The organism is Delftia acidovorans NBRC 14950 (assembly GCF_001598795.1).
GTDB classification, from domain to species: Bacteria; Pseudomonadota; Gammaproteobacteria; order Burkholderiales; family Burkholderiaceae_C; genus Comamonas; species Comamonas acidovorans.
This window is the reverse complement of the sequence record NZ_BCZP01000005.1, coordinates 290,236-314,813: the sequence shown is the minus strand read 5'-3', so window position 1 is coordinate 314,813 and position 24,578 is coordinate 290,236. Positions and strand designations below refer to the sequence as shown.

22 protein-coding genes are annotated in these 24,578 nt (G+C 68.9%); 8 read left to right on the top strand and 14 right to left on the bottom strand.

Going from position 1 to position 24,578, the window contains the following annotated elements:
- Positions 1-29: 29 nt before the first annotated feature.
- Both DA1_RS08965 and DA1_RS08960 read right to left on the bottom strand, forming a co-directional pair.
- Positions 30-1,787 carry a M14 family metallopeptidase gene (locus DA1_RS08965; protein WP_034392044.1) on the bottom strand — a complete coding sequence of 586 codons (1,758 nt, stop codon included), beginning with the start codon at positions 1,785-1,787 and terminating at the stop codon, positions 30-32.
- Between the two features lie 242 nt (positions 1,788-2,029).
- A complete protein-coding gene (locus tag DA1_RS08960; protein ID WP_034392045.1) occupies positions 2,030-3,835 on the bottom strand; it encodes a DEAD/DEAH box helicase in 1,806 nt (601 codons plus the stop codon).
- Between the two features lie 267 nt (positions 3,836-4,102).
- Here DA1_RS08960 and ettA point away from each other — a divergent pair, with 267 nt between their 5' ends.
- The 3 genes from ettA to DA1_RS08945 all read left to right on the top strand — a co-directional run bounded on the left by ettA (position 4,103) and on the right by DA1_RS08945 (position 9,741).
- Positions 4,103-5,764 (top strand): energy-dependent translational throttle protein EttA, encoded by a 1,662-nt coding sequence (ettA, locus tag DA1_RS08955; protein ID WP_013803101.1) that lies wholly within the window; start codon positions 4,103-4,105, stop codon positions 5,762-5,764.
- Between the two features lie 60 nt (positions 5,765-5,824).
- Positions 5,825-8,428 (top strand): DUF1631 family protein, encoded by a 2,604-nt coding sequence (locus DA1_RS08950; protein WP_034392046.1) that lies wholly within the window; start codon positions 5,825-5,827, stop codon positions 8,426-8,428.
- 167 nt (positions 8,429-8,595) lie between these two features.
- Complete coding sequence (locus DA1_RS08945) at positions 8,596-9,741, top strand: FAD-dependent monooxygenase (RefSeq protein ID WP_034392047.1); 1,146 nt, start codon at positions 8,596-8,598, stop codon at positions 9,739-9,741.
- Between the two features lie 6 nt (positions 9,742-9,747).
- Here DA1_RS08945 and DA1_RS08940 read toward each other — a convergent pair whose 3' ends face one another.
- The 10 genes from DA1_RS08940 to DA1_RS08895 all read right to left on the bottom strand — a co-directional run bounded on the left by DA1_RS08940 (position 9,748) and on the right by DA1_RS08895 (position 18,712).
- Positions 9,748-10,758, bottom strand: coding sequence for a P1 family peptidase (locus tag DA1_RS08940; RefSeq protein ID WP_034392050.1), 1,011 nt, complete (start codon positions 10,756-10,758; stop codon positions 9,748-9,750).
- Between the two features lie 66 nt (positions 10,759-10,824).
- Positions 10,825-11,217, bottom strand: a complete 393-nt coding sequence (locus tag DA1_RS08935; protein ID WP_034392052.1) for a copper-binding protein — start codon at positions 11,215-11,217, stop codon at positions 10,825-10,827.
- Between the two features lie 15 nt (positions 11,218-11,232).
- A complete protein-coding gene (locus tag DA1_RS08930; RefSeq protein WP_034392054.1) occupies positions 11,233-11,760 on the bottom strand; it encodes a DUF411 domain-containing protein in 528 nt (175 codons plus the stop codon).
- A gap of 35 nt (positions 11,761-11,795) precedes the next feature.
- Positions 11,796-12,287, bottom strand: coding sequence for a cupredoxin domain-containing protein (locus DA1_RS08925; RefSeq protein WP_013803095.1), 492 nt, complete (start codon positions 12,285-12,287; stop codon positions 11,796-11,798).
- A gap of 20 nt (positions 12,288-12,307) precedes the next feature.
- Positions 12,308-13,690: a multicopper oxidase family protein gene (locus DA1_RS08920; RefSeq protein WP_034392056.1), complete on the bottom strand. Its 1,383-nt coding sequence runs from the start codon at positions 13,688-13,690 to the stop codon at positions 12,308-12,310.
- A 1-nt stretch (position 13,691) separates the two neighbouring features.
- Entirely contained in the window at positions 13,692-15,140 is a 1,449-nt protein-coding gene (locus tag DA1_RS08915; protein ID WP_034392058.1) for a TolC family protein, read from the bottom strand.
- The gene (locus tag DA1_RS08910) at positions 15,137-15,505 is read right to left on the bottom strand and encodes a hypothetical protein (protein WP_034392060.1); all 369 of its coding nucleotides are present in this window, start codon (positions 15,503-15,505) and stop codon (positions 15,137-15,139) included. The genes DA1_RS08915 and DA1_RS08910 overlap by 4 nt, the downstream gene beginning before the upstream one ends.
- Before the next feature lie 121 nt (positions 15,506-15,626).
- Entirely contained in the window at positions 15,627-16,094 is a 468-nt protein-coding gene (locus tag DA1_RS08905) for a hypothetical protein (RefSeq protein ID WP_051940637.1), read from the bottom strand.
- A gap of 30 nt (positions 16,095-16,124) precedes the next feature.
- Positions 16,125-16,511 (bottom strand): DUF3703 domain-containing protein, encoded by a 387-nt coding sequence (locus DA1_RS08900; protein ID WP_034392065.1) that lies wholly within the window; start codon positions 16,509-16,511, stop codon positions 16,125-16,127.
- Positions 16,508-18,712 (bottom strand): heavy metal translocating P-type ATPase, encoded by a 2,205-nt coding sequence (locus tag DA1_RS08895; RefSeq protein ID WP_034392067.1) that lies wholly within the window; start codon positions 18,710-18,712, stop codon positions 16,508-16,510. Before DA1_RS08895 ends, DA1_RS08900 begins: the two co-directional genes overlap by 4 nt.
- A gap of 39 nt (positions 18,713-18,751) precedes the next feature.
- On the opposite strand from DA1_RS08895, the gene DA1_RS08890 reads away from it, so the two are divergent.
- The 4 genes from DA1_RS08890 (at position 18,752) to DA1_RS08875 (ending at position 21,917) form a co-directional block, all read left to right on the top strand.
- On the top strand, positions 18,752-19,216 hold the full coding sequence (locus DA1_RS08890; RefSeq protein ID WP_013803089.1) for a Cd(II)/Pb(II)-responsive transcriptional regulator: 465 nt from the start codon (positions 18,752-18,754) through the stop codon (positions 19,214-19,216).
- Positions 19,217-19,288: 72 nt separating this feature from the next.
- Positions 19,289-20,092 (top strand): MlaE family ABC transporter permease, encoded by an 804-nt coding sequence (locus DA1_RS08885; protein WP_034392069.1) that lies wholly within the window; start codon positions 19,289-19,291, stop codon positions 20,090-20,092.
- 65 nt (positions 20,093-20,157) lie between these two features.
- Positions 20,158-21,150, top strand: a complete 993-nt coding sequence (locus DA1_RS08880; protein ID WP_013803088.1) for an MlaD family protein — start codon at positions 20,158-20,160, stop codon at positions 21,148-21,150.
- Complete coding sequence (locus tag DA1_RS08875) at positions 21,147-21,917, top strand: hypothetical protein (RefSeq protein ID WP_034392071.1); 771 nt, start codon at positions 21,147-21,149, stop codon at positions 21,915-21,917. Before DA1_RS08880 ends, DA1_RS08875 begins: the two co-directional genes overlap by 4 nt.
- A gap of 59 nt (positions 21,918-21,976) precedes the next feature.
- Here the strand turns inward: DA1_RS08875 and DA1_RS31035 are convergent, their stop codons facing one another.
- Positions 21,977-22,141 (bottom strand): hypothetical protein, encoded by a 165-nt coding sequence (locus tag DA1_RS31035; protein ID WP_169807218.1) that lies wholly within the window; start codon positions 22,139-22,141, stop codon positions 21,977-21,979.
- 235 nt (positions 22,142-22,376) lie between these two features.
- A complete protein-coding gene (locus DA1_RS08870; RefSeq protein ID WP_034392073.1) occupies positions 22,377-23,405 on the bottom strand; it encodes a porin in 1,029 nt (342 codons plus the stop codon).
- Between the two features lie 528 nt (positions 23,406-23,933).
- On the opposite strand from DA1_RS08870, the gene DA1_RS08865 reads away from it, so the two are divergent.
- Positions 23,934-24,572, top strand: a complete 639-nt coding sequence (locus DA1_RS08865; protein WP_034392075.1) for a LuxR C-terminal-related transcriptional regulator — start codon at positions 23,934-23,936, stop codon at positions 24,570-24,572.
- The last annotated feature ends 6 nt before the right edge of the window (positions 24,573-24,578 follow it).

The following is a 24,578-nucleotide window of genomic DNA, read 5'->3' as shown; positions in this document are numbered from 1 at the left end:
CTTGGCGGCGTGCCCTGGCGCCCTGGCCGTCATTCGGCGTCGTCTTCTTCCTCGAAAACCACCGAAGGAGGCGCCATCACGCGCGCCATGTCGGTCATCGTGGGTACCAGGCCGCGTGCAAGGTAGCTGTAGGGCGTGTCCGGCTCCAGCGCCGCAGCGGCAAGATTGGCCATGGGCTGGTTCATCGTCAGGTAGTAGCTGCCCACGGGCGCTTCGACAGCGCCGCGCGTGAGCGCATAGGCGCCGCTGGCGGGCGTGGCCGAGCGGGCTTCGTTGTACGAGTCGGCCAGCAGCTGGCCGGGCTCGGCCACCTTGAGCACCTGCAGGCCCAGCAGGCGCAGCCTGTCCACGGCGGGCTGGGCGCTGGCGGACAGCCAGTAGCCGCAGGAGCGCGGGCGCGACAGCGTGGTGCGCGGCTGCAGCGAAGCGTTCCAGTCCACGCGCACCTGCTGGTCGGCGCCCGTGTCGGGCTGGATCATGGTGAGGGTGCGCTGCTCGGGGGTCTGCTCGGCCAGTACGGCCAGTTGCTGGTGGCAGGCAAGGGAGGCGGTCTCGCGCGCCACGAAGGCCTGCACCTGGGTGAGGTCCTTGGCGCGCTCGGCGCTGGAATGCAGCATGCGTGTGGACGCGGTGACCAGGGTATGCACGCGCCGCTGGATGTGGGCGCGGCCCAGGTCCGAGCCACGGCTGCTGACCAGGTAGCCCACCGAGTTCTTGAGCCCGCTGACGTTGCGCAGCGAATCGGGCGCGAGGCTGCCCATGGAGATGGACTTGTCCTGCAGATCCTGGCTGGTGGTGTAGTACCAGTCGCTGCTCAGCCCGGCCTGCGACAGCGCGGTGCGCAGCGGCGCCGTGTACCACTCGCGCGCAGCCTTGGTCACGAATTCATTCTGGTTGGCCGCGGCCGAGTACTGCAGCAGGGCGTCGTAGCGCTGTATGGCCTGGTACTTCTGCAGGAAGATGCTGGCGGCGGGGAATTCCTGCAGGTCCACCACGGCGACGGGGCGGTAGTCGCGCGCCAGCGTGGCCAGGGCCTTGGCCTCCGGCGTGTTCAGGAGCAGGTGGTCATGGGCGATGTCGGTGCCATCGGCTGCATTGCGCGTGCCGGCTTCCACGGCGTCGGGGTTGGCGCGCGGCACGAGGATCACGTTGATCTGCTGCAGCAGCGGCTCCAGCAGGCCGCCGGGAGCGAGCTCGCGGGCGATGATGAGCAAGGCCTCCGTACCCGCAGGTTCGTCGCCGTGCTGGCCGGCCACGAGCATGACCGTGGGGCGGCGGCTGTCATAGAGCGCCGACGGCTGAATGCCGGGTGCGCGCGTGGCCACCAGTGCCTGGATGGGGCTGCCGCGCTGCGAGCTGCCGGGCTGCACGATACCCAGGCGCGTGTCGCGGCCCAGGGATTTGCTGGCCTGGCTGTTCAGCCAGGAAGACAGTTCGCTGGCCGTGGTGAACTGGTTGCGCTGCGGTGCCAGGCCCGGTGTGTCGTAGCGGGTGGCTGGATCGGGAAAGCGCGCAGCCACGGCCGCGTTGTAGGGCAGGGGGACCAGGTTGTTGGCCGGCGCGATGGGCTGCGTGGTCGCCTGGGGCACCACCGGGGTGGCCGGGGCCGGCCGGGTGGGGGCGGGCGCCTGGGGCTTGGAGGTGGTGGGCCATGGCGGCAGCGGGGTGCTGGCGCAGGCGGAAAGCAGGGCTGCGCACGCCAGGGCCGACCACCGCAACCTGTCCTGTGGCAGCTCCGAATCGGGGCGCTGGCTGGAGGGGGTGGCGTGTGGGGTCTGCAGTGTCATGGCGTGGCCTTGAGGAACCAGTCGGGGGAGTCTTTGGAAATCCGGGAAAAGGGCGCGGCCTTCAATCGCCGCAGGCCGCAATGCTATCGGGATGATAGCCATGCAGGCTTGCGGCGCGCTGTCGGCTGAATGCGCAATCTGCGCCATGTGAAAAGGGCTGCAGCCCCGGGGAGATGCAGCCCTTTTTTTGCTGGCGGATTCCTCGGCTTGCCGCAGGGCATGCCAAGGAGCCGTGGTGCAGGTCAGCGACCGTAGCCGCCGCGCGAGGGGCCGCCGCGGCCACCGCCGCCGAAGCCGCCACCACCACCACCGCCGCCACCATTGCCGCCGCGGTTGAAGCCGCCACGGCGGCCGCGTTCGGCCATGGTGTCCACGCTGGTGCGCATCGGATCGGGCTGGCCGCCACCTGCGCTGCCACGGGGGCCGCTGCTGCGTGCATGGCCCAGCTGCGTGCCCAGGTGGGCATCAGCGCGCGGGGGTTGGTCATCGAAGCGACGGACACCGCCGCCGCCGCCTTCGCCGTCAGGGCGCGGGCCGCGCCTGGGGGCGTTCTGGGGGGCTGCCTTGGGACGGTGGGCGGCGCCGGAGCCATTGCCCGGACCATCGAAGCGATCGCGGCGCGGCTTGTTGTTGGCGCTTGCACCGGCGTGGTTGCGGCCACGGCCCTGGCCGCCGGCGTTGCCTTCGGATCGGCCTTCGTCCGAGCCGGCCTTGGGAGCCTGACCACGGCCACCTGCGCGGCCGCCACGGTCGGGCTGGGTGGCCTTGGTGGTGCGGATGCGGTCCATCATTTCCTGGCGCGCAGCCTTGGCGGCGGCCTGCATGACGTCACGGCTGGGCGGCTTGCCCGCACCGCCCCAGATGGTCTGGCGGCCCATGGCGATGGGTTCGGCCACTTCGTCCTCTTCGGGGCCGAAGCCTTCGAGCACCTGCACAGGGATTTCCTGCTTGGTGAAGCGCTCGATGTCCATCATGAAGCCTTCTTCGTCCATGCAGACCAGGCTGACGGCGTGGCCTTCGCGACCGGCACGGCCCGTGCGGCCGATGCGGTGCACGTAGTCCTCGGACACGTTGGGGATCTCGTAGTTCACGACGTGCGGCAGCTCATCGATATCGATGCCGCGTGCAGCGATGTCGGTGGCGACCAGGGCGCGCAGCTCGCCGGTCTTGAAGCCGGCCAGGGCCTGGGTGCGGGCGCTCTGGCTCTTGTTGCCGTGCAGCGCCATGGCGCTGATGTTGTTCTTGGTCAGGAATTCGGCAACGTTGTTGGCGCCGAACTTGGTGCGCGTGAACACCAGAACCTGGCTCCAGTTGTTCTCGTTGATGATGTGCAGCAGCACCTGCTTTTTCTTGCCGCGGCCCACGGGGTGGATCACCTGGGTGATGCGCTGCACGGTGGTGTTGCTGGGCGTGACCTGGATGGACTGCGGGTTGCGCAGCAGGCCGTTGGCCAGGTCGCGGATCTCGTCGCTGAAGGTGGCCGAGAACAGCAGGCTTTGCTTGTCCTTGGGCACCAGGGCCAGCACCTTCTTGACGTCATGGATGAAGCCCATGTCCAGCATGCGGTCGGCCTCGTCGAGCACCAGGACTTCGACGGTGGACAGGTCCATGAAGCCTTGCTGCTGCAGATCCAGCAGGCGGCCCGGCGTGGCGACCAGGATGTCCACGCCCTTCTTGATGCGGTCGATCTGGGGCTTCATGCCCACGCCGCCGAAGATGACGGTGGAGTTGATGTCCAGGTACTTGGCATAGCTGCGCACCGATTCCTCGACCTGTGCGGCGAGTTCACGCGTGGGCGTCAGCACCAGGGCGCGGATGCCCTTGCCGCCGAACTTGTTGCGCGGCACCTGGCCTTGCGAGAGGCGTTGCAGCATGGGCAGGGTGAAGGCAGCGGTCTTGCCGGTGCCGGTCTGGGCACCTGCCAGCAGGTCGTGGCCGGCGAGCACCGCAGGGATGGCCTGTGCCTGGATGGGAGTCGGGTTCTCGTAACCCTCCTCAAGCACGGCCTTCAGAATGGCGGGAGCCAGATTCAGTTCTTCAAATGTCATGTGATCAAAGATGCGCCCGTCCGGGGCGCTGGGTATCTGCCTGTCGAGGCAACCAGGGCGGTTGCCGGACCAGTCGTAGGCGGATGTAGTTCAATGTCGGGAGCCTGGAAAACAGCGTCCATCGTCCCCAGCTGGAATGCTGATGTCACGGGCAACTGGAACCCGTGACGCAGGGTATTGTCGCATGCGCCGATAATCACGGCTGGCGTGCAACCGATTTGTTGCCCGGTTTTTGCAGAAATCAACGATTCAAGTACTCGGACCAGAATGGCTCAATACGTTTTCTCGATGAACCACCTCACCAAGACCGTGCCGCCCAAGCGGCAGATCTTGAAGGACATCTCTCTCAGCTTTTTCCCGGGCGCCAAGATCGGCGTGCTGGGTCTGAACGGCTCGGGCAAGTCCTCGCTGCTCAAGATCATGGCTGGGGTGGACAAGGAATTCGAAGGCGAGGCGCTGCCCATGCAGGGCCTGTCCATCGGCTACCTGCCGCAGGAGCCGCAGCTCAATGCGGAGCACACCGTGCGCCAGGCCGTGGAAGAGGCCATGGCCGAAGTCAACGCGGCCCGTTCGCGCCTCGATGAAATCTACGCCGCCTATGCCGAGCCCGATGCCGACTTCGACGCGCTGGCCGCCGAGCAAGGCGAGCTCGAAGCCAAGATCGCCGCTGCCGGCACCGACTCCGAGCACCAGCTGGAGATTGCTGCCGACGCCCTGCGCCTGCCGGCCTGGGATGCCGTGATCGGCAAGCTGTCCGGTGGCGAAAAGCGCCGCGTGGCCCTGTGCAAGCTGCTGCTGTCCAAGCCCGACATGCTGCTGCTTGACGAACCCACCAACCACTTGGATGCCGAGTCCGTGGAATGGCTGGAGCAGTTCCTGCACCGCTTCACCGGCACCGTGGTGGCCATCACCCACGATCGCTACTTCCTGGACAACGCTGCCGAGTGGATTCTGGAACTGGACCGTGGCCACGGCATTCCCTACAAGGGCAACTATTCCGAATGGCTGTTCCAGAAGCAAAGCCGCCTGGAGTCCGAGCAAAAGGGCGAGGAAGCCCGCGCCAAGGCCCTGAAGAAGGAACTGGAGTGGGTTCGCCAGAATGCCAAGGGCCGCCAGACCAAGTCCAAGGCCCGTATCGCGCGCTTCGAGGAGCTGAGCGATTTCGAATACCAAAAGCGCAACGAAACCCAGGAAATCTTCATTCCTGTGGCCGAGCGCCTGGGCACCCAGGTCATCGAGTTCAACAACGTCACCAAGAGCTTTGGTGACCGCGTGCTCATCGACAACCTGACCATGAACATCCCCGCTGGCGCCATCGTCGGCATCATCGGCCCCAACGGTGCCGGCAAGTCCACGCTGTTCAAGCTGATCGCGGGGCGCGAGCAGGCCGACTCCGGCGAAGTCATCGTGGGCCAGACGGTCAAGATGGCCTATGTGGAGCAGACGCGTGACGCGCTGGCCAACGACAAGACGGTGTGGGAAGACATCTCGGGCGGGCTGGACATCATCAACGTCGGCAAGTTCCAGATGGCGTCGCGTGCCTACGCGGGCCGCTTCAACTTCAACGGCCAGGACCAGCAAAAGAAGGTCGGCAACCTCTCCGGCGGCGAGCGCGGCCGCCTGCACCTGGCCAAGACGCTGATCCAGGGCGGCAACGTGCTGCTGCTGGACGAGCCCTCCAACGACCTGGACGTGGAAACCCTGCGCGCGCTGGAAGATGCGCTGCTGGAGTACGCGGGCACGGTGCTGGTGATCTCCCACGATCGCTGGTTCCTCGACCGTATCGCCACGCACATCCTGGCGGCCGAAGGCGATTCGCAATGGGTGTACTTCGACGGCAACTACCAGGAGTACGAAGCCGATAAGAAAAAGCGTCTGGGCGAGGAGGGTGCCAAGCCCAAGCGCATGCGCTACAAGGCACTGAAGTAAGCATCAAAGGCAAGCCTCAAAGCGCCTCCGGCACGGGCTGGAGCCTGTATTCTTCGGGCCATGAATCCTCCACCCGTTTCTGTTGCCGCGTTGCAAGCCTGCCTGGTGCAGGCTGTTCGCGGCTCGGAGGCGCTGATCCTGCGGCTGCTGCAGCGCACGGCGCATGCCATGGAGCAGGCCGACCAGCCGGGCTCCGGCCTGCCGCGCCGCGCTGAAATCCCCGAGGCGCTGGAGCTGCTGGCCCGCCACCGGGCGCCCATGCTCAAGGGCTATGGGCGGGCGCTGCTGGAATGCTTTGGTCAATCCGGCGGCGCTGCTGCCTGGCCCCCTGTGCCTGGCATGTCCGGTGCGTCCGGTGTGCCCGGCACCACCGATTTCGCCTCCCTCTCCCTCCTGGACGACTCCGTGCTGCAGTCGCAGCTGGCCCACCAGCGCCTGCTGCAGCATGTGGCGCCGCAGGTGGAGATCGCGCTGGCCGAGCTCGATGCCCTGGTCAGCGCCGTCCAGGGCCTGGACCGTGTCCAGCCCGAACGCAATCCGCTGCGGCCCCACAGCTATGTGCAGGCGCTGCAGCGCGTGATCGACGACACCGGGGTGGACCCCGGCTCCGCCGCCTGCTGGCTGGGCTTCATGCGCGAGCACCTGGGTGCGCTGCTGGTGTCCGAGTACGGCCATATCGCCCAATCCCTGCGTGACAAGGGGGTGCAGCCTGCGGCCTATGGCCTGGCGCCGGTACAGGCCCCTTCGCCCGACGCGGGACGCCGCCATTCCGACCTGCCGGGGCAAAGCCGCTGGCGGGCACCTTCCCACTATGGCGATGCCGTGGCCCAGAGCCGCGCCTATGGCTCCTTTGGCCAGCAGGCCCAGGAAGATGAGCTGACGCGGCGCCTGGTGGCGGCCCTGCTGTCCGATCCACGCTGGATGGATTCGCACCGCGAGGCGCCCGCTGCGGCGCCTTCTTCCATGTTGGCGCTGGCCCACACATCCGCCTATTCCGTGCCCGGGCAGTTTGCGCCGGCCATGGACGGCGCAAGCCGCCTGCAGACCACCGCCTGGCAGGGCAGCGAGACGGCACCCACCGTGCTGGCGGCGCTGCCCGAAGGCTGGACTTCGCTGAGCTGCATGGCACTGGAGTCCGTGCAGCACCACTCGGCCCAGCTGGAGCAACTGATGCAGGCGCTGCAGCCGCCCGAGCAGCAGGAGCCCGCACCCGGCGTGCGCGCCGACGACGGCGCCGCGCTGCACACCCTGCAGCGCATGATGCGTTTCATGGCGGCCGACACGCGCCTGCTGCCTTCCGTGCAGCGCACCGTGGGCCGTCTGGAGCCGCTGCTGCAGCAGCTGGTGGTCCAGGACGCACGCTTTTTTGAAGACCGCAGCCACCCCGCGCGCCAACTGCTGGATGAGCTGACGGCGCGCAGCCTGTGGTTCGACAGTGAATCCGCGCCGGGCTACGGTCAATTCCTGCAGGTGGCCGATTCCGCCGCCATGCGGCTGGCGGCCCTGCAGCGTGCCGATGCGTCGGCCTTTGCCACGGTGCTGCAGCAACTGCGCGACGGTTGGGGCGGCAGCGGCATGCAGCCCGTGGGTCCTGGCGAAATGCCGGAAGGCGGCACGGTGACCGGGCCTGTCTCGGCTGCGCTCAGGCATGTGGAAAGGCGGGGCGTGGACCCGCGCTGGCCCGAAACCGCCATGCCCAGGGCCGAGCAGATTGCAGCCGCCATCCGGCGCCTGCCCAGCGCCCAGGGCGTGCCCGATGACATTCTGGAATTCGCCACGGGACCCTGGGCCGAAGTGATCGCCAGCGTTCAGGAACCCGTGGACGGCAGCGAGGCTCGGGACCCCGGCGGCTATCTGGCCTTGGTGCCCAGCCTGCTGTGGAGCGTGTCGGCACATGCGGGCCGTGATACCGACCGCTTGGTGGCGCTGGCACCCCGGCTGCAGGCCCGGCTGCGCGCCGGCCTGCGCAGCGTGGGGCGTACGGAAGAGGAAATCCAGGCCTTTGCCGCGCGCCTGGCCGGCCTGCACCAGGACGCGCTGGATGCCGGTGTGGTCCGCCAGCCCATAGAGAGCGTGGACATTTATCTGGACTCCATACCGCCGACCATCTACGGGTCGGACTCGGTGCTGGCGTCCCTGTCTTCCTCCAATGGTGCGGCAACGCTTGGCCAGACAACGCCCGGCTCCCTGGCGGGCCGTCTGCCGCAGTCTTTGTTTGGCGTGGCGGCCTCCCTGCCGGTGCCGCTCGATGTGCGGCAGCCGATGGCGGACGATATCGGCGCGCTGACCGAGCAGGACCTGGAACTGCCCGAGGCGCTGCAGGATGAGCTGCCGGCCACCCCGGCTGCACAAGCGCCGCAGGCCTTTGCTGGGCTTGCGGGGCAGGCTGCGTTGGCCGGTGGCGAAGCCGCCCCGATGCCTGCCGAGCCCGCGCTGCCCCTGGAGCCACCGCCGCCGGTGGTTCCCGTGGTGTCCGAAGACTGGGCACTGGGCACCTGGGTGGAACTGTCCAACGCCCGGCAGTGCATCCGCACCCAGCTGACCTGGGTCAGCCCGCAGCAGACGCTGTTCCTGTTCACGGCCACCGACGGCAGCACCCAGTCCATGACGCGCCGCATGCGCGACAAGCTGCTGGCGCAAGGGCAACTGCGGCGCGTGGACTGAGGCGCCTGCCGCACATGTGCCGGCGCCGATGGGGACGAATCGTGCCCAATTCGGGCCTTGCGGAGGTTGAGGCCTGAGGCCTGTCAAAAAGACAATGTCCTGCATCGGTGCGCTCCGGATCACGGGGCGCATCACCGAATAGACCCCACCAGCAGGAGACAGGAATCATGGCGCGTTTGAGGATAGGCATCGTCGGAGCAGGCATTGGCGGACTGGCGGCAGCCAATGCGCTGCACCAGGCAGGGCATGAAGTATTGGTGTTCGAGCAAAGCCGGCAGTTTCTGCGCGTGGGCGCGGACATCAACCTCACGCCCAATGCCGTGCGCGCCCTCGATGGCCTGGGCGCCGACATTGCCGCCGCCGTGCGCGCCAGCGCCGCCCGGCCCACGCACCGCATCAGCCGCAACTGGGACACGGGCGAGGAAACCTCGCGCCTGACCATGGGTGACGAGGCCGAGCGCAAGTACGGCGCCCCGCAGTTGACCATCCACCGCGCCGATCTGCTGGCCGCGCTGGCCGATGCCTTTCCGCTGGACCAGGTGCAGTTGGGCAAGCGTGCCAGCCAGATCACGCAGACGGGGCACGGCGTGGACATCGCCTTCACCGATGGCAGCGAAGTGGCCGGGCTGGACGCACTCATTGGCGCGGACGGCATCCACTCCGTGGTGCGCGCGGCCCTGTTCGGTGCCGAGAGCCCGCGCTTCACGGGTGTGGTGGCCTTCCGCGCGGTGGTGCCCACCGAGCGCGTGCGCCATGTGCCCGACATCCAGGCCTTCACCAAATGGTGGGGCGCCACGCCGCAAAGCCAGATCGTGACCTTTCCGCTGAACCAGGGGCGCGACACCTTCATCTTCGCCACCACGGCCCAGGATTCCTGGCACGAGGAATCGTGGACCACGCCCGGCAGCGTCGAGGAGTTGCGCGGCTTCTACGCCGATTTCCATCCCGACGCCCGGGCGCTGCTCGACGCCTGCGATGGCGTGCTCAAGACCGCGCTGTACGAGCGCGATCCCCTGCCGGCCTGGTCGCAGGACCGCATCACGCTGCTGGGCGATGCCTGCCACCCGATGATGCCCTTCATGGCCCAGGGCGCAGGCATGGCCATCGAAGACGCCGTGGTGCTGGCCCGCAACCTGGATGCCGCCCCGGGTCCGCAGCAGGTGCCCGAGGTCCTGGCGCGCTACCAGGCCATGCGCATGCAGCGCACCAGCGAGATTCAGATCGGCTCGCGCGGCAACAACTGGCTGCGCGCCGGTGGCAATGCCGATGGCGTCTACGGCTACGACGCCTGGGCGGTTGCGCTGCAGGCCTGAGCCCGGTCAGGGCCGGCAGGCGGCCAGCTCCCTGGCACAGGGCAGCTCCAGCCCTTCGGCCGTGGTCAGCGACTGCGCGGCCAGCACGGCACGCACCGTGGCCAGGGCCACGGCCTCAGCGGCCATGGCAGACAGGGTCAGCATGCCCAGCGAGTGCTCGGCCAGACCCGTGCCCAGGGCGAACAATGTGTCGCCATCGCTCATGGTGTGCACGGGGCGTATGGCGCGTGCCAGGCCGTCATGGGACACCACGGCCAGGCGCTGGGCCTGGACCTTGGTGATGCGTGCATCGGTGGCAATCACGCCGATGGTGGTGTTGGTGCCTGCCAGCAGCGGCCGGGGCTCTTCGCCGCGCAGCAGGGCACGGCAGGTGTCGTGCAGCTGGCGGCCATCGGGGCTGCGCGCGCCGGCCAGCAGCGCGCCGCTGTGGGGGTCGACCACATCGCCCACGGCATTGCAGGCGATCAGCGCGCCCACGGTGACGCCATGCACGGTGAGCGAGGCCGTGCCAATGCCACCCTTCATGGCGCGATCCATGCCGAAGACCTTGCCCACGCAGGCGCCCATGCCGGCGCCCACATTGCCCTCGGCAGGCCGCGCGGCGCTGGCGGCCTGGCAGGCCGCATGGCCGGCATCGGCACCCGGGCGGATGCGGCTGTCGCCCACCGCCAGGTCGAACAGCACGGCGGCCGGCACGATGGGCACGCGGCCCACGCCCACATCCAGCCCTATGCCCTGCTCATCCAGCCAGCGCATGGCGCCGCTGGCAGCGTCCAGCCCCCATGCGCTGCCGCCCGAGAGCATGACGGCATGCACCTGCTGCACCAGGTTGGAAGGATGCAGCAGGTCGGTCTCGCGCGTGCCGGGGGCGGCGCCACGCACATCGCAGCCCCCCACGGCGCCGCCGCGCGCCAGCACGACGGTGCAGCCCGTGGGCCGGCGGGCATCGGTGTGGTGGCCTACCTCGATGCCCTGTACGCGGGTGATGGAGCCGGGGTCTGAGTCGGTGCTTGGCATGCGCTGCTCTGCTCGGTGATGGACAGGCCTTCACCTTAGCCGAAACGGCAGCCCTGCACCCGCTCTTCAGCGCAGCACTTCCAGCTGCGTGACCACGAAGGCGCCCTGGTCCTGCTCGGCGCGAAAGCGCACCTTGTCGCCGGCTTTGAGGGCGGGCTCGGGTGCAGCCACGCGCAGCTGGAAGACCATGGTCATGGGCGGCATGCCCAGGTTCTTGAGTTCGCCGTGGCGCAGCGTGACCTTGCTGGTGCGTGCATCCCAGCGCGTGACCTCGCCTTCGCTGAGGTCCTGGCTGGCGGCGGCGGGTGCGGTTTCGGTAGATTGCGCGCTATGCGCCGCATGGTCGTGGGCCGTGGCCTGGGCACAGACCCAGGCCGGGATCAGCGCGGCGGCAAGGGCCAGGCGCACGGCAAGGGCGGTACGGGACGTACGGGAAACAAGGAGGGCTGTGTTGTGCATGGTGTGCTCCGGGGTTCAGCGGTAGCTGGTGAAGGTGCGGGTGGAAACGTCGCTGTTCATGAGGTTCTTGGTGATGAGCAGCACCTCGTAGGGGTCCTTGCGGCCGCCGTACTCGGGGCCGTCCATGCCAGGGCTGCCCACGGGCATGCCGGGCACGGCAATGCCCACCGCCTTGGGCTTTTGCTTGAGCAGCTTGTGCACGTCGGCCGCAGGCACATGGCCTTCGAGCGCATAGCCTTCGACCAGGGCCGTGTGGCAGGAGCCCAGGCGCGCCGGAATGCCCAGCTTGGCGCGCACGGCGCTGTTGCCGGTGTCGTGCACGGTGACGGCAAAGCCGTTTTGCTCCATGTGCACCACCCAGTCCTGGCAGCAGCCGCAGTTGGGGTCCTTCCAGACCTCGACGGGGATGCCGGTGCTGGGTGCTTTGGGCGTCGTGGGTGCCGCCGCCCACAGCGAAGGGGCGGCGAATGCCGTGCAGGCCAGGGCCATGCGGCGCAGCGCACTGCGGCGCGGGTGGGCGGATGCCATGCGTTCATGTTTCATGGGGTGCTCCTGAAAGGGGGGAAGAAGTGGCGCGCTCATTGCGTCACCGTGATGGTTCCGCGCATGCCGGCCTGGTAGTGGCCGGGGATGAGGCAGGCAAAGTCGAAGCTGCCTTCGCGGTTGAAATTCCAGACCAGGTCGCCGGATTTGCCGGGCGAGACATGGGCCATGTAGGGCTCGCCGTGCTCCATGGTGGGGAACTTGAGCATCATCTGCGCGTGCTCGTCCAGCGAGGCCGGCGTGCCCAGCACGATCTCGTGCATGACCTGGCCCTTGTTGGCCACGCGCAGGCGCACCGTCTCGCCGCGCTTGACGCTGATGCGCTCTGGCGTGAAGCGCATGTTGTCGCTCATGTCCAGGGTGATGGTGCGCCGGGCGGCCGAGGCATCGCCGGCAATGCCCCAGGGCTTTTGCTCCTTGACCGCGGCGGCCTTGGGAGCGTCATCGTGGGCTTCGCTGCCATGGGCGAAGACGGCAGCGGGGCCGGCAAGCAGTGCGGTGGCGAGGAGGAGGGCAAAGGTGTTCATGAGGGACTCCTTGGATGGCATCAGTGGTGCTCATGGCCCGCACCGGGCTTGCGCACGCTGGGTGCGCCGGGGGACTGGCCGGGCGTGGTCTGGCGCGGTGCGGAGGCTTCGGCCGCGGGCCCCTTCCATTCATAGGCCACGCTGCCCTTGGGGTGGGTGAACCAGCCCGGGTCGCCGTAGTCGTTGGCGCCCAGCTGCTCGCGCACCTTGAGGGTGGTGAACATGCCGCCCATCTCGATGGGGCCGAAGGGGCCCGTGCCGGTCATCATCGGGAAGGTGTTGTCGGGCAGGGGCATTTCCATGGAGGCCATGTCGCCCATGCCGCGCTCGCCCATGACCATGTAGTCGGGCACGATCTTCTGGATCTTGCCGACCAGGCCCCGGTGGTCCACGCCGATCATGGTTGGCGTGTCATGACCCATGGCGCCCATGGTGTGGTGGCTCTTGTGGCAGTGCAGGGCCCAGTCGCCCAGCTCGTCGGCGATGAACTCCACCTGGCGCATCTGGCCCACGGCCACGTCGGTGGTCACCTCGGGCCAGCGCGCGGACCGGGGCACGGGGCCGCCGTCGGTGCCCGTGACCTCGAATTCGTGGCCGTGAACGTGGATGGGGTGGTTGGTCATGGTCAGGTTGCCCACGCGCAGGCGCACCCGGTCGCCGCGCCTGGCGACGACGGGGCTGATGGCGGGGAACACCCGGCTGTTGAAGGTCCAGATGTTGAAGTCCGTCATCTCGGCCACGCGCGGCGTCATGGAGCCGGGCTCCACGTCGTAGGCCGACAGCAGGAAGGCGTAGTCGCGCTGGACCTCGGCGATCTGCGGGTGGGCCGCCTTCGGATGCGTGATCCACAGCCCCATCATGCCCATGGCCATCTGCACCATCTCGTCGGCATGCGGGTGGTACATGAAGGTGCCGGGACGGCGCGCCGTGAACTCGTAGACAAAGGTCTTGCCGGGCGGGATGTGCGGCTGGGTCACGCCGCCCACGCCGTCCATGCCGTTGGGCAGGCGCTGGCCGTGCCAGTGCACGGTGGTGTGCTCGGGCAGGCGGTTGGTCACGAAGATGCGGACCTTGTCGCCTTCCACGACCTCGATGGTGGGGCCGGGGCTCTGGCCGTTGTAGCCCCACATGTTGACGAAGAAGCCCGGTGCCACCTCGCGCACCACGGGCTCGGCCACCAGGTGGAATTCCTTGACGCCTGCGTTCATGCGCCAGGGCGTGGTCCAGCCGTTGAGCGTGACCACGGGGCGGTAGGGGCGGCCGTTGGGCGGTGCCAGCGGGGCGGCGGTTTCGGCCGAGGACTGGGTCGCTGCCTCGGGCAGGGCGGCCAGGGCCACGCGGCTGACGGCGGCGCTGGAGACAGCGGCCACGGCCGCGCCGGTGAAGAAGTTGCGGCGGTTCATGTCAGTGGCTCGCTGTGTTCGTGGGAGTGGGTGCGGCGGCGCTGGATGCGGCCTCGACCGTGCCTGGCGAGGTTCCGGCCAGAGCCAGCTGCAGGTCGGTGTCGGCCAGCCAGAAGTCGCGCTGGGCGTCGGTGGCGGTGGCCACGGCCTGGGCGCTGTTGCGGGCCTCGGCCAGCAACTCCCAGACGCTGACGAACATGCCGTTGTAGCGAAGCATGGTTTCGTCCTGGATGAAGCGGCGCAGCGGCAGCACCTCGGCCTGCTGCTGGTGGGCCAGGTCCCAGGCCGTGCGGTAGCGCATCCAGCTGCTGCGCGCCTCGGCCCGCGCCTGGATGGCGCCTTGCTGCAGTTGGGCCGCGCTGCGCTGGACCTCGGCACGTGCGCGGCCGCTGGCGGCGCCACCCCAGTCGAACAGCGGCAGGGGCAGGTCGATCTCCCAGCCGCGTGTCACATCGCTGTGGCCGGTGGCCCGGTCCGTGGCGGTGTTGCGGTTGTAGCCCAGGCCGATGTCGCCGAACATGGCGCCCAGGCGTGCCCAGCCACGGCGCTCGGCCAACTGGTCCAGGTCGCGGCGCAGTGCGCGCAGGTCCAGGCGCTCGCGCAGCGCGGTGGCTTCGGCATCGTCCCCGGCGCGCAACTGCGTGGCGGCCTGCGGGATGGCGGGCAGCTGGTCGGGCAGCTTGAAATCGATGCGCCGTCCCCACAGGCCCATCAGGCGGGCCAGTTGCTCATGCTCGGCCGTGGCGGCAAGGCGCGCACGTGCCAGCTGGGCTGCGGTGTCCTGCTGGATGCTGAGCTCGCGTGCCTGCTGCAGCCGGCTGAAGTTGCCCACGCGGGCCATGCGGCGCGCCAGCTCGGCCCCGGCCTCGGCCGCTTCGTGCATGCGCTCGCTGGACGCCAGTTGCTGGCGTGCGGCCACGGCGCGCAGCCAGGCGCGGCGCGTGTCGGCGGCCAGCCGCAGCACATCCTGCGCGGCGGTCAGGGTGGCCTGTTCCATCTGCATGCCCTGCCAGCGGCTGCGCCAGGGCAGGGTGATCAGGCTGACCAGGCCAAAGCTCAGCTGGCGCTCGATCTCGCGCTCGTCGCTGTTGACCATGCGGCCCAGAGCCAGCGTGGGGTTGGGCAGGGTCAGGGCCTGAACGCGTTCGGCATCCTGCACGCCCAGTTGCGCCAGGCGCGCTTGCAGGCCGGGGTTGTTGAGCAGTGCGATGCGCACGGACTGGTCCATGTCCAGCGGCTGGCGTAGCCACTCGTCGATGCGCTGCTGCGCCGCGTCGCGGGCCTGCAGATCGGTTGGCGGCAGCTGGGCGCCGTCCGGCAGGCGGCTGGCGGTATGGGATTGGACCGCGCCGCGCAGGCCGTCGGGCGAGATGCTGGCGCAGCCGGCCAGGGCCAGCACGGCAGCCATGGCGCCGACCAGCCGGGTGGGGACGAAGAGGGTGCGCTTCATGGCCGGCCTCCGTGCCGCATGTGAGAGCCGTGCGGGGACGGCGCAGGCGTGGATCGGCCGCCCTGGGCGGCTTCCCAGCGCAGGATGTCCATATGGCCGTTGGGAAACTCGGCCACGGCCGCATTGGCCTGGCGCCAGTCGGTCAGCTCGGTTTCCACGGCGCCACTGGCCGGCAGCGCGGCATGGCGCAGCGGCAGGCTGGCCGCAGCCGGATCGATGGCGCCGGTCAGGCCTGCGGAGGACGAGGCCGGGGGGAGGCTGCCGTCATGGGCTTGGGCCCAGGCAGCGGGGCTGGATGCGGCAAGGGCCGCCAGCCCGAAATGGATGAGGGGGATGAGGGGGGCGAGAAAATGCGCACGGCGCATGGTGTTCTCCTGAATGCGTAACGGGTGACGCATCCGCGGCCAAGTGCCCTGCCATGCCCGAAAACGGGCTGCCCATGGGCGGGCGGCAAGGCGGGCGCGGACGCACTTCGGGCGTCAGGCTTCAGGAAATGGGTGGCTTGATGGCCTGCAGCTTGGCCGCGCTGGCAAAGCGCGCGCTGCCTTGGGGGCGCAGTGCGGCGGACGGCGCTGCGCCGTCCGAACCGATCTGGCCAGGAGTGAAAAGGGCCGAATGGCAGATGCCGCACAGGGTGCAGCTGGGACCGTGTTCATGTTCGCCGCAGCTGCCGCCCGCAGGGCCGCCGGCCTGGGAGGAGCAGTCTGCACTGTGCTCGGCGTGTGACGTATGCGAGGGCTGCTCCGTGGCGTGTGCCGGATGCCGTTCATGGCTGTCCGGCGACTGCGCGATCTCCGGCGCATGGTGGTGGAGTGCCGAGTCCGACGCCGATGCGACGGCCGGAGCCGGGACGCCCATCACCGGAGCCGCCCCCATGGCCATGGCGTCGCCCAGCAGGCCACGAAGGACCAGCAGCAAGACCAGGACAATGGACAGGGGGCAACGCATAGGCATGGATGATACCGGACGGTGCTGGGAAGTTCCTCAGGTGCGGACCCTTTGCCCGGGCGGGCGGCGCGTGGTGCGCAGTGCCTCGGCGATCAGCGCCGATACGGCGGGGGGCATGTCCATGGGCAGGGTGGCCGGCACCGTGGCGCGGCCGGTGTTGCCGCGCGGCAGCCGGTCCAGCAGATGGCCTGCGGGCACCAGGGCCAGGCGCAGCAACTGGCCTGCCACCTCCCTGCCGTCGCGCAGCTGCAGCGCGTGGCGCAGCATCCAGCAGTGGGATCGCCAGTGCAGGCCCAGCAGTTGCTGGCCCAGCACGTGGCTGGCTTCCAGCAGCAGCCAGCGCTGTGCAGGCGCCTGGTCCCTGCTCGCCTGAAAGCTGTGCAGCAGGTGGGCGAAGGCGGCGCGGCGCTGGGAATCCGTCATGCGGACTCCCTGTCGCTGCCCCAGCGGCGCAGCCGCAGGCCGTTGGCGACCACCAGCAGGCTCACACCCATGTCCGCAAGCACGGCCAGCCACATGCTGGCGTTGCCGGCCAGTGCCAGTGCGAAGAACACCAGCTTGACGCCCAACGACAGGGCAATGTTCTGCCAGAGCACGGCGTGGGCGCTGCGTGACAGCTCCACCACCTCGGGCAGGCGGCGCAGGTCGTCGTTCATCAGCACCACGTCGGCGGTTTCCATGGCCATGCCCGTGCTGTGCATGCCGCCCATGGCAAAGCCGATATCGGCCTGGGCCAGGGCCGGCGCATCGTTGATGCCGTCGCCCGTCATGGCCGTGGGGCCGCGGGTGCGCTGCAGCTCGGCCAGTGCGTCGAGCTTGTCCTGGGGCAGCAGGCCGCCGCGCGCATCCTGGATGCCGGCTTCGGCAGCGATGGAGCGCACGGTGGCCGTGTTGTCGCCGCTGAGCACCACGGGCTGCACGCCCAGGGCCTGCAGGCGCGCCACGGCCTCGCGGGCCTGGGGCCGCAGCGGGTCGGCCACGGCGAACAGGGCCCGCACGCCGCTGCTGTCGGCCAGCAGGGTCACGGTGCGGCCCTGGGCTTCGTGCATGGCCAAGCCGGCGCGCAGCGCGGCGCTGTCCCAGCCTTGCTCCTGCACCCAGCGCAGGTTGGCCAGGGTCCAGAGCTGGCCGTCGATCTCGGCCTGCACGCCACGGCCGGGCAGGGCCAGCAGCTTGCTGACCGAGGCCCGCGCGGCATCGGCGGCCACGGCGGCATCGGCCTGGAGTCCGGAAGCAATGGCGCGCGAGACCGGGTGGTCCGAGCGGCCGGCCAGGGCCAGGGCATATGCGGCGGGCTGGCTGGAGTCCTGGGCCGCGTCTTCTTCGCTCCAGGATTTCCATTCGACCAGCCTGGGGCTGCCCGTGGTCAGCGTGCCGGTCTTGTCCAGGGCAATGGCGCGCAGCTTGCGCGCCGATTCCAGCGCCTGGCCGCCCTTGATCAGCAGGCCGCGGCGTGCAGCCGCCGTGAGCGCGCTGACCACGGTGACGGGGGTGGACAGCACGAGGGCGCAGGGGCAGGAGATGACCAGCAGAGCCAGCGCCTGGTAGGCCGCGTCATGCCAGCTCCAGTCCATGACCAGCGGTGCCAGCACCGCCAGCGCAATGGCCAGCACCAGCACGATGGGCGTGTAGACGGCAGCAAAGCGATCGACGAAGCGCTGGGTGGGCGCCTTGGAGGCCTGGGCCTGCTCCACGGCGTGGACGATGCGCGCAATCAGGCTGTCATTGGCCGCCGAGGTGACGCGCATCTGCAGCTCGCCATCCTGGTTGATGCTACCGGCGTAGAGCTCGTCGCCCGGGGCCTTGTCGGCCAGGGCGCTTTCTCCGGTGATGGGGGCCTGGTTGACCGAGCTTTGGCCTCGCAGGACCACGCCGTCCAGCGGCACGCGCGCGCCGGGGGCCACGCGCACGGTGGCATCCAGTGCCACGTCGGCGGCGGCCACGCGCTGCACGCTGCCGTCGGGCTGGAGCACGTCTGCCGTCTCGGGCGCCATCTGCAGCAGGCTGCGGATGGCATTGCGCGCGCGGTCCATGGCCTGGTCCTCGATACGCTCGGCCGCGGCGTACAGGGCCATGACCATGGCGGCCTCGGGCCACTGGCCGATGGCGAAGGCACCCGTGACGGCAATGGCCATCAGCGCATGGATGCCCAGCTTCAGGCGCAGCACGTCGCGTATGCCGGCCTTGTAGACGCCCAGGCCCGACAGGGCAATCGCCAGCACGGCCACGGCCATGCCGCCGTATTGCAGGGCAGGCACGCCGCCCTGGGCACCGCTGACCCAGTGGGCGGCTTCGGCCAGCACGGCTGCAATCAGCGCGGCCGTGATGCGCGGCCAGCCGGGCAGCACGCTGTGGTCGTGGCCGGCATGGGGATCGCTCTCGTCGTGACCGTGGCCATGGTCATGGTCATGGTCATGGGCGTGATCGTGGCCATGGCCCTCGCCATGCGCATGCGAGTGGCCTTGGGCCTTCTTGCGGGCCGGCGTGGGCTGGGTGATGGTGAAGGGCGCGCAGCAATCGGTGCCGCAGGCGGAAGACGGCGAAGTCGAGGCGGGCGTTGAAAGGGCTGGGGAGGCTTTCAGGGCCTCGTTGCCCTGAGGGCTTGGCAGGCGATTGGAGTTCATGCGAGCATTGGAAACGGTGAAGTCACTTCAAGGTCAAGCATGTCACAGCATGAATCTGCGCGCTGGCGCATCGGCGAGGCGGCCAAGCGTTCCGGCGTGGCCGCCGCCAACATCCGCTACTACGAGAAGGAAAGGCTGCTCAGTGCAGGCGTGCGCGAGGACAACCAGTACCGGCTGTACAGCGACAGCGATGTGCACCGGCTGCGCTTCATCCGCCTGTGCCGCGCCATGGACATGTCGCTGGACGAGGTCCGCACCCTGCTGGCGCTGGACGGCGCCAGCAAGGCCGACTGCGTGGCTGCCAACGAAACCCTGGATGCCCACTTGGGCCATGTGCGCGAGCGCCTGGCCGAGCTGCGCGCGCTGGAGCATGAGCTGATGCAGCTGCGCAGCCAGTGCGACGGGTCGGACAGCTACTGCCATCTGATCGAGGCCCTGCATGCCCAGGCTGACGAGCCGCTGGCGCCTGCCCTGGGCAGCTCCGGCGCCAAGCGCCATGTGTAGCGCCGTCCGCAGCTGCCTGTCTTGCGCCGGCGTCCGACGGACCGTCCCGGTACGGCTCGCTATCATCGCCCGATGAGCCTCAGCCACGCAGCCCTGTCCCTTCCCGACCGCATCTGGGCGGCGCTGCGCGACCATGCGCTGGCCTGGTGGCGCAGCGTCTACCTGGGCGCCGTGCTGCTGGTGCTGGCCATGTCCCCTTCCAGCTACCGGCGCGGCGCACGGCGTGCCATGGCGCACCAGATCTATGTGCAGACCGGCCCCATCCTGCTGGGATTCACGGCGCTGGCGGCGCTGTTGTGCGCGGTGATCACGCGCATCGTCATCGTCACGGCGCTGAGCTATGGGCTGTCGCGCTATGCGCTGGAGATGGTGGTGCGCGTGCTGGTGATCGAGCTGATCCCGCTGACGGCCGCGCTGTTCGTGGCCATGCGCTGCACCATTCCCAATGGCACGCTGATTGCGCAACTGCGCGCGCGGGGCCAGCTCCAGGCCTGGCAGGAGCGCGGCTCCGACCCGCTGCGCATGGCCCTGGTGCCCCGCGCGGCCGGTGGCGTGTTTGCCTCGGTCACGCTGGCCGTGCTCAGCTGCGTGGTGGCCCTGGTCACCGTCTACCTGAGCGTCTATGGCTTCACGCTGGCGGGCCTGCCCGGCTACACGCGCATCTTCGGCCAGATCTTCACGCCGGCCGTGACCCTGGTCTTCGTGCTCAAGACCTTGTTCTTCAGCCTCACCGTGGCCATCATGCCCATGGCCTCGGGCCTGTATGCGCCGCTGCGGCGCCACCGGCTGGGCGGCGCGGCGCTGGGCGGCTTTGCGCGCATGTTTGCCGTGCTGCTGGTGATCGAGGTGATCTCGCTCATGGGCAACTACTACTGAGCACGTCCGCTGAACTCCACGAACCCCACATGCACGGCAAGGCCCGTGCCAGAACAAGGAATGCCATGACCGATACGCGGCGCACGCCGCCAGACCCCTGGGACGGCGAGGAAATCGAGGCCCTCAAGCCCGTGGCGCACCTGCGCGCCAAGGCGGCGGGCCTGCTGCTGTTCACGCTGGTGCTGATTCTTGGATCGGCCCTGTACCTGCTGTACTCGCGCGGCGTGTTCGACGCCACGCAGCGCCTGGTGCTCACGGCCGACGACTCCGAGGGCGTGAGCGTGGGCATGGACATGACCTTCTCGGGCTTTCCGATCGGGCGCGTGCGCCGCATCGAACTGGCCGAGGACGGCAATGTGCGCATCCTCATCGACGTGCCGCGCAAGGACGCGCACTGGCTGCGCGAGTCCAGCGTCTTCACCCTGGTCAAGGGGCTGGTGGGCGGCACCACCATCAAGGCCTACAGCGGCATCCTCAGCGATCCGCCGCTGCCCGATGAGGCCGTGCGCCCCGTGCTGCGCGGCGATGCCACGGCCGAGCTGCCGCAGATCATGTCCACGGCCAAGGAAGTGCTGGGCAACATCGCCCAGCTCACCGCGCCGGACTCGGCCCTGGGCGGGTCGCTGACCGAACTGCGCGGCCTGGCCGGCCGGGCCCAGGGGCCGGGCGGCGTGCTGGGCGTGGTCATGGGCAGCGAGCAGGAGGCGCGCAAGGTCACGGCCCTGCTGGACCGCGCCAATGCCACGCTGGCCCGCATGGAGCGCATGGTGGCGCGGGCCGACAGCCAGGTGTTCGATGCCGGCGGCGTCATGCCCGAGGTGCGTTCCACCGTGGTGCAGCTCAACGGCCTGCTGGCCGACACGCGCCGCACGCTGGGCAAGGTGGACGCCGTGCTGGCCGAGGCCCAGGCCGTGGGCTCCAATGCGCGCGAGGCCACGGCCGACCTGGGCGCCCTGCGCGCCGAGGTGGAGGGCAACCTGCGCCGCCTGGAAGGCGTGCTGGCCGACCTGCAGCGCAAGTGGCCGTTTGCCCATCAACCGGAGTTGAAGCTGCCATGAGTTCTGCCCCCAAGAAGCTTTCTGCCGCAACCCTCCTGGCGCGCCATGCCGTCGCCGGCGCCGTGCTGACCCTGGTGCTGGCCGGCTGCAGCAGCCGCCCGCCCGCGCCGGACTGGGCGCTGAATGCCGAATCGGCTTCGCAACGCGCATCCACCGCCTACCTGGAAGGCCGCCAGCGCGTGCAGGCCATGGAATGGGACAAGGCCCGCGCCGAGGTGGCCGCCACGGGCCGCACCGATCTGGCCGCGCGTCTGGAGCTGATGCGCTGCGCGGCCCAGGTGGCCAGTCTGGAATGGGATGACTGCCCCGGCTACCAGGCGCTGGCGCTTGACGCGGCGCCGGCCGAGGCCGCTTATGCGCGGTATCTGCAAGGCAAGCCCCGGCCCGAGGACATTTCGCTATTGCCAGAATTACAGCGCCCCGTGGCACAGGCGCTGCTGGGAGGGTCTGCGTCTGCGCCGGCCGCCGTGAGCGCCATCAAGGAGCCGCTGCCCCGGCTGGTGGCAGCCGGCGCGGCCTTGCGGGCGGGTGCGGCGCAGCCGCAATTGCTGGAGCTGGGCGCCGGCACAGCCTCGGCCCAAGGCTGGCGCCGCGCGGTGATGGCCTGGCTGCTGCTGCAGGCCAGGGCCCATGAGCAGGCGGGCGAGGTGGACAAGGCCCAGGCCGTCAGGCGCAGGCTGTCGCTGCTGGAGAAGACGGCCAGCGGTGGGGGCGCATCGGCAGGTACATCAGCCGGTGCATCGGTCGGCACATCGGCCGGCAAATGAAAACAGCGCCAGTCCGAAAGGGATGGCGCTGGGCAGGCATTTGCAGGCGTTTGCAGGGCTTACATCGACGACAGCAGGGCGCCCGGGTCTTTTTGCAGCAGGGTGTCTGCGGCCGGGGCGGCGCTGTCCAGCCAGAAGGTTGCAACGCTGGCGGCCAGGGCAAGCACGACCGTGGCGGTGAAGGCGATGAAGGGATGACGTCCGAAGGGGCTGGGTCTGCGCATGGTGGACCTCCTGTCTGGCAGCGCAGGCAGAGCACAGGGCTGGGCCTGGACTCCATTGCACACCGGATTGCGCAGCGCGGCTGTCGGACAATCGCTTTCTCTCTTGACGTTTGTAAAAAACTGCTGAGAGAAAATTTCTATCGACTTTCAAGAGGCCGAAAAAAAAGCGAGGCAGAGCCTCGCTGAAAGTTCGGGACGTAAGTCCCTGGCCCGTGCTGGCAGGCCAGGCGTCGCCTTAGAAACGGTGGCGGATACCCGCGATCAGGCTGGTGCCCGACTTCAGGTCCGTGATGCGGTCGTGCATCAGCACGGTGTACACATCGGTGCGCTTGGACAGGTAGTGGTCGTAGCCCAGGCTGGCCGTGGTGCGCGTGGAGTCCACGGCGCCGATTTCGGCCTTGGTGCGGGCCAGGGCTGCCTTGATGGTGCCGGCGCTGCTCACGGGCACGTCCAGGCCCAGCGAGTAGGTGCTGTTCTTGCGGTCCAGATCCTTGACCTTGGCCTGGCCGTAGGTTGCGTACAGCTTGGCCACTTCGAAGTTGTAGGTGCCGCCCAGCATCCAGTCGGTCTTGGTGGGCATCACGGCCAGGCTCACGGGATTGCTGATCTGGGCGCGCTCGTAGAAGGCCACCAGGCTCAGGGGGCCGCCGAAGTACATGGCGTTCACGCCGATGTTCTTCTTGCCGGAATCGCCGCCCTTTTCACCGAACTGGTAGTGGACGTTGGCCTGCAGGCCGCCGAACTTGGGCGTGGTGTAGACGACCTGGTTGCTCCAGCCGGTGTCGGACGGCGTGGTCAGGTTGGCCGAGCCCCAGGCTGCCGTGCCCACGTTGGCGTGCAGCACCAGCGGGGAGATGGTGAAGGAGTCGCCGAAGGGGTTGGTCAGGATGGTGGGCAGGAAGTTGGGCGACATGCCGCGGCCCAGACGCACCGTGCCGAAGCCGCCGGACAGGCCGACGTTGGCATCGCGCGAGAAGTACGGGTCACCATCGAAACGGCCGGGGCTGCCAGTGTCCACACGCATGAAGGCCGTCAGCTGGAAATCGACCTTCAGGCCGCCGCCCAGGTCTTCCTGGCCCTTCATGCCCCACCAGGAGGTGGTCATGCCGCCCGAACCCACGACACCCTTGCCGCTGGCATCGCCAGCCATGCGCATGGAGCCGGCATAGGCGTCCACCAGGCCAGTCAGCTGGACAGAGCTTTGGGCGTGTGCAGCGCCGGCGCAGGCCAGTGCAGCGGCCAGTGCGATGAAGGAACGTTTCATGTTGAGGAGTCTTTCATTGTTAGAGAGTGGAAACGGGTGGCCAGTGCTGTGACCGGGGCAGACGATGAACCAATCGCCCGGGCTGGGCTACGTGGCAAACCTGGGACAGTGGCGTTTTCGCATCAGGGGCGGGCTGGCGTCGGCACGTCTTTGCGGCCTGTGTGCAAGGCGGTCTTGACTGGCTAAGCCGCGTATTACAACGCATCCGAGCCATCGCGCCAGCCAGGAAGTGGTGTCTTTGACACAGTTATGACGAAACTTAATTTGTGTTTTGCACTCTCGCGGCTTGAACACTGCCGTGCACTGGGATGGGGCCGGGGCACCAGGCCTGTGCAGCAGGTCGTTGCAAGAGGGCTCAAAGGTCAATTCAGGGCTCCTTGTTCGTCGGTTGGAGGAAGATATCCGCCTGTTGCCAGGCCTGTGGCTGCAACTGATTGCAAACGGCGTGCCAGCCTGCAACCCGGCCACCGGCCTCCACGGGGGTCCATGAGCCGGGCATGTGTTTGCAGACGTGTCAGACTCGCGCCCATGTCCGAATCCACCCTGCTCGTTGCCGATGACCACCCGCTGTTCCGCGCCGCGGTGATCCATGTGCTGCGCGAGGCCCTGCCGCAGTTCGCCGTGCTGGAAGCCGCAAGCGCCGCCACGCTGGGCGCGGCGCTGCAGCAGCACCCCGAGATCGAGCTGGTGCTGCTGGACCTGGCCATGCCGGGCGCGCGCGGCTTTTCGGCGCTGCTGCATGTGCGCGGCGAGTACCCCGATGTTCCGGTGGTGGTGATTTCCTCCAACGACCATCCGCGCGTGATCCGCCGTGCGCAGCAGTTCGGTGCCGCGGGCTTCATTCCCAAATCGGCGCCGGCCGAGGCCATAGGCACGGCCCTGCAGGAAGTGCTGGACGGCGGCAGCTGGTTCCCGCCCATGGCCGCCGAGCGCTCCGAGGCCGACGCCGCGCTGGCCGCGCGGCTGGCCCAGCTCACGCCCCAGCAGTTCCGCGTGCTGCTGTGCCTGGCCGACGGCCTGCTCAACAAGCAGATCGCCCACGAGCTGGGGCTGGCCGAAAACACGGTCAAGGTGCATGTGACGGCCATTCTCAAGAAGCTGGAGTGCTACAGCCGCACGCAGGCGGCCGTGCTGGTCAAGAGCCTGGAGAACGACGGCACGGTCTGAACGCCA

Bases quoted from the DNA above. Each gene is read 5' to 3' on its own strand.
- DA1_RS08890 (WP_013803089.1), top strand. From the start codon at position 18,752: ATGTCACAGCATGAATCTGCGCGCTGGCGCATCGGCGAGGCGGCCAAG.
- DA1_RS08910 (WP_034392060.1), bottom strand. From the start codon at position 15,505: ATGCGCCGTGCGCATTTTCTCGCCCCCCTCATCCCCCTCATCCATTTC.
- DA1_RS08875 (WP_034392071.1), top strand. From the start codon at position 21,147: ATGAGTTCTGCCCCCAAGAAGCTTTCTGCCGCAACCCTCCTGGCGCGC.
- DA1_RS08895 (WP_034392067.1), bottom strand. From the start codon at position 18,712: ATGAACTCCAATCGCCTGCCAAGCCCTCAGGGCAACGAGGCCCTGAAA.
- DA1_RS08950 (WP_034392046.1), top strand. From the start codon at position 5,825: ATGAATCCTCCACCCGTTTCTGTTGCCGCGTTGCAAGCCTGCCTGGTG.
- DA1_RS08960 (WP_034392045.1), bottom strand. From the start codon at position 3,835: ATGACATTTGAAGAACTGAATCTGGCTCCCGCCATTCTGAAGGCCGTG.
- DA1_RS08935 (WP_034392052.1), bottom strand. From the start codon at position 11,217: ATGCACAACACAGCCCTCCTTGTTTCCCGTACGTCCCGTACCGCCCTT.
- DA1_RS08865 (WP_034392075.1), top strand. From the start codon at position 23,934: ATGTCCGAATCCACCCTGCTCGTTGCCGATGACCACCCGCTGTTCCGC.
- DA1_RS08965 (WP_034392044.1), bottom strand. From the start codon at position 1,787: ATGACACTGCAGACCCCACACGCCACCCCCTCCAGCCAGCGCCCCGAT.
- DA1_RS08905 (WP_051940637.1), bottom strand. From the start codon at position 16,094: ATGCCTATGCGTTGCCCCCTGTCCATTGTCCTGGTCTTGCTGCTGGTC.
- DA1_RS08940 (WP_034392050.1), bottom strand. From the start codon at position 10,758: ATGCCAAGCACCGACTCAGACCCCGGCTCCATCACCCGCGTACAGGGC.
- ettA (WP_013803101.1), top strand. From the start codon at position 4,103: ATGGCTCAATACGTTTTCTCGATGAACCACCTCACCAAGACCGTGCCG.
- DA1_RS08915 (WP_034392058.1), bottom strand. From the start codon at position 15,140: ATGAAGCGCACCCTCTTCGTCCCCACCCGGCTGGTCGGCGCCATGGCT.
- DA1_RS31035 (WP_169807218.1), bottom strand. From the start codon at position 22,141: ATGCGCAGACCCAGCCCCTTCGGACGTCATCCCTTCATCGCCTTCACC.
- DA1_RS08930 (WP_034392054.1), bottom strand. From the start codon at position 11,760: ATGAAACATGAACGCATGGCATCCGCCCACCCGCGCCGCAGTGCGCTG.
- DA1_RS08885 (WP_034392069.1), top strand. From the start codon at position 19,289: ATGAGCCTCAGCCACGCAGCCCTGTCCCTTCCCGACCGCATCTGGGCG.
- DA1_RS08945 (WP_034392047.1), top strand. From the start codon at position 8,596: ATGGCGCGTTTGAGGATAGGCATCGTCGGAGCAGGCATTGGCGGACTG.
- DA1_RS08870 (WP_034392073.1), bottom strand. From the start codon at position 23,405: ATGAAACGTTCCTTCATCGCACTGGCCGCTGCACTGGCCTGCGCCGGC.
- DA1_RS08920 (WP_034392056.1), bottom strand. From the start codon at position 13,690: ATGAACCGCCGCAACTTCTTCACCGGCGCGGCCGTGGCCGCTGTCTCC.
- DA1_RS08880 (WP_013803088.1), top strand. From the start codon at position 20,158: ATGACCGATACGCGGCGCACGCCGCCAGACCCCTGGGACGGCGAGGAA.
- DA1_RS08900 (WP_034392065.1), bottom strand. From the start codon at position 16,511: ATGACGGATTCCCAGCGCCGCGCCGCCTTCGCCCACCTGCTGCACAGC.
- DA1_RS08925 (WP_013803095.1), bottom strand. From the start codon at position 12,287: ATGAACACCTTTGCCCTCCTCCTCGCCACCGCACTGCTTGCCGGCCCC.